This window comes from Streptomyces erythrochromogenes, assembly GCF_040684695.1.
Classification (GTDB): Bacteria; Actinomycetota; Actinomycetes; order Streptomycetales; family Streptomycetaceae; genus Streptomyces; species Streptomyces erythrochromogenes_C.
The window spans coordinates 1-12,461 of the sequence record NZ_JBFBGM010000021.1; the positions used below are offsets into that span (position 1 = coordinate 1).

Genomic DNA, 12,461 nt, shown 5'->3' on the forward strand with positions numbered 1-12,461 from the left:
GCCGCCCCCCGGCGGGCGCGCGGGCCCCCGGGGCCCCCGCCGCCCCCGCCCCCGCAACGGTGCCGCACCCGGCCACGCGCCGGCACCGGCACCGGCACCCATTCGGCGCGGCGGAGCCGGACCCTACCCGCGCCCGAACAGCGGCGTCAGGGCCATCTCCGCCGCCCCCTGCGCCACACCCGCCCCCGCCAGCGCGACCACCGGCCGGGCCGGATCCAGCGCGCGGGCCGCGAGAACGGCTCCGACACCGGCCACGAAGACGTCCGGCGCCGCCGCCACCACACGCCCGCCGAGCAGCACGCGGTCCACGTCCAGCAGGGCCACCAGGTTGGCCGCGGCCTCGCCCACGATCCGTGCGGCCCCGGGGAGATCGCCCCGGGCGACCGCCTCCAGGCACAGCGCCTCGACGCAACCGCGCGCCCCGCACCGGCACCGCGGCCCGTCCAGCAGGAGCACCTGATGACCGAACTCCCCCGCCGCCGAGCGCGCACCCCGGTAGACCCCGCCGCCCAGCCAGAGTCCCGCGCCGAGCCCGGTCCCGATGTGCAGGTACACGCAGGTACGGGCGCCGCCCCCGGCATAGACCTCCGCGACCTCCGCATCCGGCCCGGCAAACGCATCCGCGTCAACACCGGCGCCCGAGCCCACACCCGCACCGACGCCCGCGCCCGCGCCCGCGCCCACACCCCCACCGGCACCGGCACCGGCACCCGCACCCGCCTCCGGCCAGGTGGCCCGGAGCCATGCCCCGGCGGCCGCGGCCGCGCCGGCGTTCGTGTCCTTGTCCAGCAGCACCGGCAGGCCCAGCCGCCCCTCCAGCACCCCCCTCAGCGGGAAGTCCTTCCAGCTCGGGTATCCCGTGACCCGCCCCATCACCCCGGCCCGGTGGTCGAGCGGCCCCGGCGCGGCGACCCCGACCCCCAGGAGCGGCGGCCCGGACGGGTCGCGGACCCGCGCGACCGCCCGTACGACGGCCTCGACCGCCGCCTCCGGCCCGGCCCCGAAGTCGAGCGGGCCGCCGCTCTCGGCGACGACGCGGCCCGCCAGGTCCACCCGTACCGCCAGGAGCTCGTCGCGGTCCAGGTGCACCCCGACGGCGTGCCGCACGTCCGGCACCAGCCGCAGCAGGGTGCGCGGCTTGCCGCCGGTGGACGCGGCGCGGCCCGCCTCCGCGACCAGGCCGTCCGCGCCGAGCCTGGCCGTGATCTTGCTGACGGCCTGCGGGGTGAGCCCCGTACGGGCGGCGAGTTCCGTGCGGCCCAGTCCCGCCGGTCCGGCGGCGCGCAGCAGGTCCAGCACCAGCGCCTCGTTGTGGCCGCGCAGCGCCGGCAGGTTCACCCCGCCGCGCCGGCCGTACACATCGCCGTGGCCGCCGTGACCGCTGTGGCCGCTCCCGCGGTTCCCGCTCCCGCTACCCCTGTTCACAGGCCCATTGTCCACCCTCCTTGCACTTTGACAACACTGTTGCCAAAGTGGTCTCCATGAGCACCCCCGCCCCCACTGCACCACTTCGCGTCGGCGTCATCGGCTATGGACTCGCCGGTTCCGTCTTCCACGCCCCCCTGGTGGCCGCCACGGACGGACTCGTCCTCGACACGGTCGTCACCTCGGACCCGGACCGGCAGGCCCAGGCCCGCGCGGAGTTCCCCGACGTCCGCACCGTCCCCACCGCCGACGCGCTCTGGGAGCGCGACCTCGACCTGGTCGTGGTCGCCTCGCCCAACAAGACGCACGTCCCGCTCGCCACCACCGCCCTCGAAGCCGGCATCCCGGTCGTCGTGGACAAGCCCCTCGCCGCCACCGCCGCCGAGGCCCGGGCGCTCGCCGCCCTGGCGGAGCGGCGCGGAACCTTCCTCTCCGTCTTCCAGAACCGCCGCTGGGACAACGACTTCCTCACCCTGCGCCGCCTCCTCGCCGACGACGAACTCGGCGAGATCCAGCGCTTCGAGTCCCGCTTCGAACGCTGGCGGCCGCAGCTGAAGGGCGGCTGGCGGGAGTCGGGCGCCCCTGAGGAGATCGGCGGACTGCTGTACGACCTCGGCAGCCACGTCGTCGACCAGGCCCTCGTCCTGTTCGGGCCCGCCGTACGGGTCTACGCGGAGACCGACGCGCGCCGCCCGGGCGCCGAGACGGACGACGACACCTTCATCGCCCTCACCCACGCCAACGGGGTCCGCTCCCACCTCTACATGAGCGCGACCACCGCCCAGCTCGGGCCGCGGTTCCGGGTGCTCGGATCGCGCGCCGGCTACGTGAAGTACGGCCTGGACCCGCAGGAGGGCGCCCTGCGGGAGGGGCTGCGGCCGGACGGGCGGCTGCCCTGGGGAGAGGAACCCCCGCACCTGTGGGGGCGGGTGGGCTCGGGCGAGTCCCCGCTGACCGGCGGCGGTGCCCCGGTGCCGACCGAGCAGGGCGACTACCCGGCGTACTACGCGGCGGTGGCGGACGCCCTGCGCACGGGCGGGCCCGCCCCGGTCACGGCGCACGAGGTCGCGCACTGCCTCGACGTACTGGAGGCGGCCCGCATGTCGTCCCAGGAGGGCGTGGCGGTGGAACTGCCCGTCACCGACGAGCCCGGGGCCGCGTGACATCCCCGGCGCGCGCATGCGGAACGGGCGGGGCCGCCACGCCGGCCGCCCCGCCCGTCTCCCGCTCCCGGACCGCGGCGGCTACGCGCTCTTGAACTCCTGGCGCTGCCGGCCGAGGCCCTCGATCTCCAGCTCCACGACGTCACCGGCCCGCAGGTACGGCTTCGGCTCCGGCTGGCCCATCGCCACACCGGCCGGCGTGCCGGTGACGATGACGTCGCCCGGGTACAGGGTCATGAACCGGCTCAGGTACCGGACGACCTCGCCGACCGGGAAGATCTGGTCAGAGGTGTTGCCCTCCTGCTTGAGCTCGCCGTTGACCCACAGCTTCACGTCCAGGACCTGCGGGTCCGGGATCTCGTCGGCGGTGACCAGCCACGGGCCGAGCGGGGTGAAGGTCTCGCAGTTCTTGCCCTTGTCCCAGGTGCCGCCGCGCTCGATCTGGAACTCGCGCTCCGAGACGTCGTTGACGAGCAGGTAGCCGGCGACGTGCGCCAGACCCTGCTCCGCGGAGTCCAGGTAGCGGGCGGTGCTGCCGATGACGACGCCGAGCTCGGCCTCCCAGTCGGTCTTCACGCTGCCGCGCGGGATCAGGACGGTGTCGTCGGGGCCGACCACGGTGTCCGCGGCTTTCAGGAAGAGGATCGGCTCGGCCGGCGGCTCCGCGCCGATCTCCGCCGCGTGCCCGAAGTAGTTCAGCCCGATGCCCACGATCTTGCCGATGCGGCCGACCGGCGCCCCGATGCGCAGCCCCTCGGCGTCCAGGACCGGAAGCCCACCGGACTCGGCCGCGTCCCGTACCCGGGACAGCACGGAGTCGTCGGCGAGCAGCGCGCCGTTCACATCCGTGATCAGGCCGGACAGGTCCCGCAGGGTCCCGTCCTGGTCGAGCAGCGCGGGGCGCTCCGCCCCGACCGGTCCGACACGCAGCAGCTTCATGGGCATTCTCCCGTGGTCGTGGGTGGTCGGCCCATGGGCATGCCCCGGGCCGGACGATGGGTTGCGGCCATCGGAGGATTGGTCGATCCTCCAAGATGTCCACCCAATCCGCAAGACCCTGTTCACAGACTGGAACGCACTGCTCCGCCGGCCGGCCGGTCGGTGGCGGCACCCGCGGTGCCGGTGGCGGCACCCGCGGTGTCGGTGGCGCGCGCCGCGGCGCGCGCCTTGCGGTGCTCCAGCCAGACCCGCTCCGCCACCGACCAGGCGGTGGTGGTGAGGAGGTAGAGCCCGGCGGCCAGCGGCACGACGGCGGCGGTGATCAGCGTCCCGAAGGACAGCAGGGGCAGTACGCCGCCCAGCTTGCGCATGGCCTCCTGCTGCTCGGCACTGAGCTCGGGCAGCCCGGCCGCACCGGCCCCGGCCCCGGCACCGGCCCCGGCACCGGCCTTCTGCACAGGCTTCTTCACGGACTTCTTGGGGGCTGCGGCCGCGGCCGCAGCGGCCACCGCGGCAGCCCGGCGCCCGCGTACGGCACTCCACGCCGCCACTGCCGCGATCGCCCCGAAGAGCGCGAGGAACACCAGCCCCTGCGCGCCGAACAGGCCGCCCTCGCCGAGCGCGTCGGCCCACCGGGACCCCAGCGGCGCGGCGAACAGCCGGTGGCTCAGCAGCTCACCCCCCGAGGTGAACGCCTGGTACATGAGGAAGAACACCGGCAGCTGGAGCAGCAGCGGCAGGCAGCCGGCCACCGGAGTCGCGCCGCGGAAGGCGGCCCTGCTCAGCGGGTGCAGGGCGAGCCGTACGAGCACGGTGAACAGCACGATCGCGGCAGCGGTCGCGGACTCGGCCAGCACCGGCTCCAGGAGCCGGCCCAACTCGACAACAAGGTGGGTGAAAACGGACACGTGGGCCCTCCGAAGGGTCTCGTCGAACGTCGAAAGAGGTGCATTTCGGCGTGACGACCCACGAGGGGCGACAACAGTGATCAGTCAGCAGAAGGCGAGGAGTACTGCGCGCCCCTACGCGGCCGTCGGAACGAGACGGCCGGGCGCCCTGGGCCTCGACCGGCCCGAGGCGTCGGGATCGCGCTGCGGCAGGAACGCCGTGCGCTGCTCGCGATCACGGATCGCGGTGCGTATGCGGTGGGGTGGCACGGGCCGTACGAGCCGTGCGGCGGCGGCCAGGGCCTCCGCGCCCACGGAGACGGCGGCGACGGTCGCGGCGAGGGCGACCACCACGGCGCCCAGCCCGCTCTCCCCGGCGAACAGGCCGAGGGCTCCCCCGACCAGCACCAGCGGGAGCAGCACGGAGAGGACTGCGGCGATCCGGGTGAACATGACGTCGAAGCGTCGTGACCGACTCACGCGAACCTCCCCCTCTCCAAGCGCTGTTCCCCGTCGATGGTAACCGGCACCGCCGACAACGCCGGAGCGCGGTCACGGCCTGAGCGTCCCCCAGACCACCAGCCGGTACTTCGAGCTGTACTCGGGCGTGCATGTGGTCAGGGTGATGTAGGCGCCGGGTTCGCCGTAGCCGTACTCCGGCTTCACCACGCTGCGCGGCACCGGCGCGATCACCCCGGTGTCGCGCTCGGTCGTCTCCCCGAGGACCTTCCCCACCACGTACGTGTACCTGCGCCCCCGCAGGTCGACGATCAGTTCGTCGCCCGCCCGCAGCCGGTTGATGTACCGGAACGGCTCGCCGTGGGTGTTGCGGTGCCCGGCCAGCGCGAAGTTCCCCCGCTCCCCGGGTCCGGCGGTCCCGGGGTACTGCCCCGCGTACCCCTTGTCGAGGACGGACCGCTTGTCGATGCCCTGCGCGACGGGGACGACGAGGCCGAGCCGCGGGATCCGCAGGACGGCGTACGCCCCCGCCGCCGCCCCGGCCCCGGCCGCCCGCCCGGACGGACGCGGCGCGGGCGCGGCGGAAGCGGCAGAGGCAGAGACGTCGGCCGAAGCAGAAGAAACAGCAGGGGAAGGAGAGGCAGAAGGCCCTGCGGAAAGCGACGGACTCCCCGGGTCCCGCTCCGGTCGGCCCCAGTCCCGTTCCAGGGACCGGACCTGCTCCCGCGCCGCGGCGGCGGCCTGCCGGTTGGTCCACCACACCTGGTGCACCACCAGCAACAACACCACCACACCCACGGTGACGGTCAGCTCGGCGGCCGCCCACAGGACCCCCACGAGACCGGCCCGGCGCGCCCGCCGGCCCCGCCCCTGAACCACCACAGGTATGTGATCCCGCACGGGCGGCACCCTAAGTCCTCCCCCGTCAACTGACCAGCGGCAGTACGGTGTGAACCATGCGCCCCGACACGCCTGCCGAGCACATCGCCGAAGCCGAGCGCCTCATCCGCACGGCGACCCGCTACCCCGAGGACCAGGAGCCCTTGCTCCTCCAGGCCGCGGCCCACCTCGAACTGGCCGACGAACGGGACCGGGCGAGCGCCCTGTACGACCAGCTCCTGTCCTCCTCCCCGTCCGACCCCCACCTGATCAAGGCCCTCCAGGCGGCGAACCTCTGGGAGTACGGCCACGAGGCCGAGGCCCGCGCCCTCATCGCGGGCATCCGCGCCGCCTCCCCCAAGGACCCGGCCCCCTGGGAGGTCATCGCGGAAGCCCTGGAGGCCCACGACGAGTTGGAGGCCTCGGAGGACTGCTTCACCCAGGCCGCCACGCTCCTGATCGCGGACTCGACCCCGCTCACCCCGGCCACGACCGCCCTCCTGACGGGCCGCCACCGGGTGCGCCGGCTCCTGGGGCGCCCGCACGACGACTGGGACATGGTCGCCGACACCCGCCACATCGGCCCGATCCCGCTCGACGAGCTCCACGACCCGAAGCGCATCTGGGCCCTGGGCTCCGACGACCCGGCCGAACTGCGCGCCGAGATCGCCCGCCTGCGCGCCGAACTGGGCGACCGCCGCGCGGCCCTGTCCCGCCCGTTCCCGGTGGCGATCCTGCACTGGCCGCAGCGCGAACTGTCCGAGCTGCTGACCAGCTACCCGACGCTCGGCTCGGAGTACGCCTCGCACGAGGCCCACCTGCGGGAGATCGAGACCTCCCTGCGCGCCCTGGCCGCCTCGGGCACCACCAACCTGGGCATCGTCACGGCCAGCGTCCCCTCGTACGAGGCCTTCGCCGCCTCCGAGAAGACCTCCCCGGCCTCCCCCAGCCTCCTGGCCGAATACGCCACGACCCTCGCGGCCCGCGGCAAAGCCACCCCCTGGCCCCCCACCCCCACGGCCCCCTGCTGGTGCACCTCAGGCAAGCCGTACTCGGAGTGCCACGGGGAGCCCGGCCCCTGATTCCGCTCCACGCTCCCGGCCGTATCCATCCAGACCTGCCACAGGGGACAGTCGCGGATTAGGCTCGTCCTCGATTCAACGACCCCCTAGGCAGGCCATGAGCGACGACTGGCAGTTCGAAGTTCCCACCACTGGTAGCAAGCACCTCCCGCCCGACGCCCGATACATGGAGGCGCTCAGCAGCCAGGGATACGGCTTCGAGGTGGCCATCGCCGACCTCGTCGACAACTCCATCGACGCCGGTGCCCGTGACGTGGTGATCCATTTTCTCCGTGACGAGGACCGGCTCGTCAGCCTCCTCGTCATCGACGACGGCAAGGGAATGACGGAGGAGGACCTCGATGTCGCCATGACCGTCGGGGGCCGCCGCGACTACGCCTCCGATGCTCTGGGAATGTTCGGCACCGGGCTGAAGTCCGCCTCCCTCAGCCATGCATCAGCGGTGACGGTCGTCAGCAAGACGCGTAGAACCAGGGCAGTCGGCCGCCGCTGGCTGATGGAGCGGGCCGTCAACGGATACCAGTGCGACATCGTGGCTGCCGACTACGCACAGACGCTGATCGACCGGTACGCCCAGAGGCCGATCACCTGGCAGGGAACCGTCATCCGCTGGGACGGGGTCAAGAACTTCCCCCAGAACGGCGGAGGCGGCCAAACCGACCGCTACCTGCACCGGACCATCAACCGACTCGGTCTCCAGCTCGGTCTGTACCTGCACAGATTTCTCGCCCGGGACGACTTCAACATCACGATCGCGGTCGAGGACGTGAACACCGGGACCGAGTACATGAACTTCGGAGTCGAGGCGCTCGACCCGTTCGGATATCCGGTGCCGGGTCACACCGACTACCCGCGGCGCTTCAGCGTGGACCTTGCTTCGGCGCTTCCTGTGTCCCTCGATGCCCACGTCTGGCCCGCGAAGTCGACACTGGACGGGTACAAGGCTGTCGGCTCCGTCCTGGACCGTCAGGGCTTCTACTTCTATCGACACAATCGCCTCGTGCAGGCCGGCGGCTGGAACAACTTCCGACAGCCGGATCAGCACCTCTCGCTTTCTCGTATCGCCATCGACCTCCCAACCCAGGGAAACGACGTATTCCGACTGACCGTGAAGAAGGAGGGTGTCGAGGTTTCACCCGAGTTCGTCTCCGCTTTGGAGGAGGCTCGAGATGTCGAAGGGCGTCGCTTCCTCGACTATGTAGCCGATGCCGAGTCGGTGTACCGCGAGGCGCGCAAGCGCGCGGGAACGACCCGGAAGGCCGTCGTCGGTCCGGGCAAGGGGTTCGACCCGGTCGTCCGAGAGGCGATCGAGGACGAGCTGCCGCTCTTGCCCGGTGAGGATCCCATCGCCATCCGCTGGCAGGCATTGGACAGCAGCCTGTTCTTCGACATCGACCGGGAAAACCGGACGATCGCCCTGAATCACCGTTACCGCTCGGCGATCCTGGGTGGAAGGCGCGGCGGCCTCAATGACGCCCCCACCTTGAAGTCCCTCATGTACCTCCTGCTCCACCAGGTATTCGAGAAGGAGTACAGCGGAAGCAGGGAAAAGGACAACCTTCAGTTGTGGCAGTCCATCCTGGTGGCCGCTGCACGCACCGAGCTGGAACGCATGGGCGACGATGACTGACGCGGGCGGCTACCCGGAACTCCCCTGGTCGACCGTCGAGCACTACCTCGGGGAACGTCAGGCAGCCAGCTATCTGCTCTCCGCACCGACAGCGGGACGTGCTGTCTGGTACGAGATCGGTGACGGCGGGGAGGAAATCTCGCTGCAGGTGGAACTCGACCGACACCAGCAGCCACCACGCTCGTCGCTGCCTGCGGTCACCATCGACCAGGTGCACCGTGACGGCAGGCGGATGGCCCGCATCCACACCACCCAGGTGGCGTTGATGCGCGACTTCCACGACCTGCTCACAGCCGTCGCCGACCGCATCGTCACCGGCGGGCGCGACCTCGGGCAGGCCTTCGAGGAGACGGTGCACGCGTGGGGCCGGCTGCTCGACCAGCCGCGCGGACTCGGCGTGGAGCGTCGCATAGGGCTTCACGGCGAGCTTGCGGTATTGCGTGCCGTTGCCCGCTCCCACGGGTGGGCACAGGCGATCGAAGCCTGGACCGGACCCAAGGCAGAGGAGCACGACTTCGGCCTGCCGGAGTCCGATCTCGAGGTGAAGACCACTGCCTCGGAAAGGCGACGGCACACCATTCACGGGATACACCAGCTCACGGAGAGCTCCGGCCGCCCCTTGTGGTTCGCCTCCCTCCAACTGACGCGCGGCGGTCTCGGCGGACGCTCCCTTCACGATTCGGTGACCTCGGTGATCCGTGACACGCGGGCTGCCGACCGCATCGCGGCATCACGACTGGAGGCTGCCTTGGCGACCGGTGGTTGGAGTGAGAGCGACCCGGACGACGAGCGGTGGGCTCTGCGTGCGGCACCCTTGCTCGTTCCGGCCGAGCAGCTCCCGAGACTGACCGAGTCGATGATCCCCGCCTCCGTCCGAGAGCACGTTTCGGCGATCGACTACCGCATGGACATATCCCATATGAGCTCGGCACCCGGCTCGCCGGTCGACCTCACCGACTTCCGTCTTCCGTGACCGACGAGGACCTCCATTGACAAGTACCGAAACCCTCCGGATTGCACTGCACAGTGCCGTGCTCTCCGATCTCGACGGCAGCAAGCCGAAGAGCCTGGCTCGTGCCCTCGCCTACCAGGCCGAGGACATGGCCCCGGACGTCGCGGCGCATGCCGACGAGGCCGATTTCCAGACAGCGCTTAAGGGTGCCCGCTCGACGGACCAGTTGGTCGAGCTCTGGCGGAAACAACTCACGCGCTGGGACTACGCCGACCAACCCGCCTGGAGCGCCACACCGCCGCGCACCGACGAGCGCAGGGCCGCGGTACACGATCTGCTGAAGCTCGAGGAGACCACCCGCACGCTCCTCGACGGGCTGATTCCCGTGTCGAAAGCGGCGGTCTCCGTGGTGATCAGTCCGGAGCACAAGCCCTGGTACACACCTCAGTCTCAACTCAGCCGACCTCACTACTGGCCCGCCTATCGGAACCTGCTTGCTGCCAAGGGATGGCCGGCCGATGCCGTGGCCGCACTGGACGTGGCAACCGACCAGGTGGTCGAGCGACTGGCCGACCCGACCGACTCGACGCTGTACCAGTCCAAGGGTCTCGTCGTGGGCTACGTGCAATCCGGGAAGACCGCGAACTTCACCGGCGTCATGGCCAAGGCCGTGGACGCGGGCTACCGGCTGGTGATCGTCCTCGGGGGCACGCTCAACATGCTGCGAGCCCAGACCCAGCGGCGGCTGGACATGGAACTCGTCGGACGGGAGAACATCCTGCGTGGGGCAGACGAGCTGGAATCCGACTATGCCGACGACCCGGCGTGGACGGCCGGAAGGTTCGTCTCCTTCGGCAGCCTTCCGTCCTCTCTGGGAGCGTTCGACATCGTGCGGATGACCACGAGGGACGACGACTACAAGAGTCTGCTGCAAGGCATCACCGCTCTGGAGTTCGAGAAGCGGGAACCTGCCCTTCCGCTGTACGACCGGGAGAACCTGCACCGCTCGGCTGCACGCCTGATGGTGGTGAAGAAGAACAAGACAGTGCTGGCCAAGCTCGTGAAGGACCTGGGGAAGATCAAGACTCCGCTGGCGGAAGTCCCCGTCCTGATCATCGACGACGAGTCGGACGAGGCCTCGGTCAACACCTCCAAGCCGGACGTCCAGCGCAGCGCGATCAACGAGCAGATCTCGAAGCTGCTCAACATGCTGCCGCGTGCCCAGTACGTGGGCTACACGGCGACGCCCTTCGCGAACGTCTTCGTGGACCCCAGCGACACCGAGGACATCTTCCCGAAGGACTTCCTCATCTCCCTGCCCCGCCCCGAGGGATACATGGGCGCACGCGACTTCCACGACCTGGACAGCGAGGTGGAAGAGCACGAGCGCACCGTCGCCAACTCCAACGAAAAGGCGCATGTCCGCGACATCGTCGACGACGCGGAGGACGACACCTGCCTCCGGCAGGCCATGGACATGTTCGTGCTGACGGCCGCCATGAAGTTGTACCGGGAAGAAGTGGGCGAACTCGGCGACGGCTACTTCGAACACCACACGATGCTCGTCCACGAGTCGGTGCGAACCGGAGCCCACCGGGAGTTGCACGACCGGGTGCTGAACCTGTGGCACAACGCCGGCTACACCGGCCCTCGCGGGCACGAGAGGCTGCGCAGGCTCTTCGAGACGGATGTCGCACCTGTGTCTGCAGAGCGGGCCGACGGGCAGAAGGTTCCCGCCTCCTATGACGAGTTGATGCGATTCGTCGGGCCGGCCAGCGTGCGCATCGGTGGTGACGGCCGGCCGATCATCGTCGTGAACGGCGACAAGGACCTGGAAACAGGCGAGGCCGACTTCGACAAGCGCCCGATTTGGAAGATCCTCATCGGAGGGCAGAAGCTGGCCCGCGGCTTCACGGTCGAGGGGCTGACCGTGTCCTTCTTCCGCAGGAGGGCCGGAAACGCCTCCACCCTGATGCAAATGGGGCGCTGGTTCGGATTCCGCAAGGGATACCGGGATCTCGTGCGCCTCTACCTGGGCCGCAGGGAAATCATGGGGAGAACCGAGGTGGACCTGTACGACGCATTCCAGGCCATCTGCCTCGACGAGGAGGCATTCCGCTCCGAGCTGCAGCGGTATTCCGTGATGGTGGACGGTCGGCCGCAGGTCACCCCCGCACAGATTCCTCCATTGGTCTCGCAGCACCTGCCGTGGCTGAAGCCGACCAGTCCGAACAAGATGTACAACGCCAGACTGGAACTCGTCAGGTCTGCCGGGCGCTGGGAGGAGCCCACCGCCTACCCGCAGAAGGGCGAAGACATCCGACACAATGCCGAGCTGTGGCTTCCGTATCTCGAGTCACTCGGATCACAGGCGAGCACGTACGGATACCACTTCCAGGACAAGGGCGTCGCCCACCGCTTCAACGCCCTGACCGGCATCTTCTCGGCACCCACCGTCCTGGCCACGCTCTGCGGACTGCGCTGGGAGGTGGCAGATCAGTTCTCTCCCCACCTCCGCTACATCTCGGAAATCACCGAGGCCGGCAAAGTGGACGACTGGGTCGTGCTCGCCCCTCAGCACGCCTCCGCCTCCGCCGGCAAGACAGTCACCCTCGGTTCGGCGGGGCGGCACTACTCGTGGTTTTCCCGTGACCGCCGCGCGGACCGAGGGCCGCTGTTCGGCGCGATCAGCGACAAGAAGCACCGCGGGGTGGCCCACCGGATCGCAGGCGCCCTGGGGGCCTCGGGGGATGCGGCCACGGAGGGGTTGGTGGCCGAACGACGTGGTGCGATCGTTCTCTATCCGGTAGTGCAGACGGCCCACCAGGGCTCCATCGACGCAACCGGCCGCCTCGATTCGGACAAACTCGTCATGGCGTTCACCTTCGTGGCACCGGCCTCCGCCCACAGCGCGAACGGCCAGGTCGTCCAATTCACGACGATCTCTTCCACGCCCGATGCGATCATCGACGTCACGGAGATCGACAGAAGTTGATCTACGGCAGGTCGACGGTGGTGGTGAGGCGGACAGCCCGCCTCACCACC

General features: G+C 70.4%; 10 protein-coding genes. 5 read left to right on the plus strand and 5 right to left on the minus strand.

Annotated features, from left to right (window positions below; all coding sequences use genetic code 11):
- Window positions 1-123: 123 nt before the first annotated feature.
- A complete protein-coding gene (locus AB0O53_RS26780; RefSeq protein WP_435886675.1) occupies window positions 124-1,425 on the minus strand; it encodes an ROK family transcriptional regulator in 1,302 nt (433 codons plus the stop codon).
- 56 nt (window positions 1,426-1,481) lie between these two features.
- Between AB0O53_RS26780 and AB0O53_RS26785 the strand changes: the two genes are divergently transcribed.
- Window positions 1,482-2,588: a Gfo/Idh/MocA family oxidoreductase gene (locus AB0O53_RS26785; protein ID WP_350998945.1), complete on the plus strand. Its 1,107-nt coding sequence runs from the start codon at window positions 1,482-1,484 to the stop codon at window positions 2,586-2,588.
- Between the two features lie 81 nt (window positions 2,589-2,669).
- On the opposite strand, the gene AB0O53_RS26790 is transcribed toward AB0O53_RS26785, so the two are convergent.
- The 4 genes from AB0O53_RS26790 to AB0O53_RS26805 all read right to left on the minus strand — a co-directional run bounded on the left by AB0O53_RS26790 (window position 2,670) and on the right by AB0O53_RS26805 (window position 5,773).
- Complete coding sequence (locus tag AB0O53_RS26790) at window positions 2,670-3,527, minus strand: fumarylacetoacetate hydrolase family protein (protein WP_350998947.1); 858 nt, start codon at window positions 3,525-3,527, stop codon at window positions 2,670-2,672.
- Between the two features lie 122 nt (window positions 3,528-3,649).
- On the minus strand, window positions 3,650-4,435 hold the full coding sequence (locus AB0O53_RS26795) for a YidC/Oxa1 family membrane protein insertase (protein WP_365198847.1): 786 nt from the start codon (window positions 4,433-4,435) through the stop codon (window positions 3,650-3,652).
- Between the two features lie 114 nt (window positions 4,436-4,549).
- Window positions 4,550-4,867, minus strand: a complete 318-nt coding sequence (locus AB0O53_RS26800; protein ID WP_403139220.1) for a DUF6412 domain-containing protein — start codon at window positions 4,865-4,867, stop codon at window positions 4,550-4,552.
- 99 nt (window positions 4,868-4,966) lie between these two features.
- Entirely contained in the window at window positions 4,967-5,773 is an 807-nt protein-coding gene (locus AB0O53_RS26805; protein ID WP_365198850.1) for a class E sortase, read from the minus strand.
- Between the two features lie 56 nt (window positions 5,774-5,829).
- Here AB0O53_RS26805 and AB0O53_RS26810 point away from each other — a divergent pair, with 56 nt between their 5' ends.
- The 4 genes from AB0O53_RS26810 to AB0O53_RS26825 all read left to right on the plus strand — a co-directional run bounded on the left by AB0O53_RS26810 (window position 5,830) and on the right by AB0O53_RS26825 (window position 12,411).
- Window positions 5,830-6,834, plus strand: a complete 1,005-nt coding sequence (locus AB0O53_RS26810) for a DUF8829 domain-containing protein (protein WP_364845185.1) — start codon at window positions 5,830-5,832, stop codon at window positions 6,832-6,834.
- A 97-nt stretch (window positions 6,835-6,931) separates the two neighbouring features.
- Window positions 6,932-8,464: an ATP-binding protein gene (locus AB0O53_RS26815; RefSeq protein ID WP_365198853.1), complete on the plus strand. Its 1,533-nt coding sequence runs from the start codon at window positions 6,932-6,934 to the stop codon at window positions 8,462-8,464.
- Window positions 8,457-9,437 carry a PD-(D/E)XK motif protein gene (locus AB0O53_RS26820; protein ID WP_365198856.1) on the plus strand — a complete coding sequence of 327 codons (981 nt, stop codon included), beginning with the start codon at window positions 8,457-8,459 and terminating at the stop codon, window positions 9,435-9,437. The genes AB0O53_RS26815 and AB0O53_RS26820 overlap by 8 nt, the downstream gene beginning before the upstream one ends.
- A 16-nt stretch (window positions 9,438-9,453) precedes the next feature.
- A complete protein-coding gene (locus AB0O53_RS26825; RefSeq protein ID WP_365198858.1) occupies window positions 9,454-12,411 on the plus strand; it encodes a Z1 domain-containing protein in 2,958 nt (985 codons plus the stop codon).
- The last annotated feature ends 50 nt before the right edge of the window (window positions 12,412-12,461 follow it).

Bases quoted from the DNA above. Each gene is read 5' to 3' on its own strand.
- AB0O53_RS26785 (WP_350998945.1), top strand. From the start codon at position 1,482: ATGAGCACCCCCGCCCCCACTGCACCACTTCGCGTCGGCGTCATCGGC.
- AB0O53_RS26790 (WP_350998947.1), bottom strand. From the start codon at position 3,527: ATGAAGCTGCTGCGTGTCGGACCGGTCGGGGCGGAGCGCCCCGCGCTG.
- AB0O53_RS26800 (WP_403139220.1), bottom strand. From the start codon at position 4,867: ATGTTCACCCGGATCGCCGCAGTCCTCTCCGTGCTGCTCCCGCTGGTG.
- AB0O53_RS26810 (WP_364845185.1), top strand. From the start codon at position 5,830: ATGCGCCCCGACACGCCTGCCGAGCACATCGCCGAAGCCGAGCGCCTC.
- AB0O53_RS26815 (WP_365198853.1), top strand. From the start codon at position 6,932: ATGAGCGACGACTGGCAGTTCGAAGTTCCCACCACTGGTAGCAAGCAC.
- AB0O53_RS26820 (WP_365198856.1), top strand. From the start codon at position 8,457: ATGACTGACGCGGGCGGCTACCCGGAACTCCCCTGGTCGACCGTCGAG.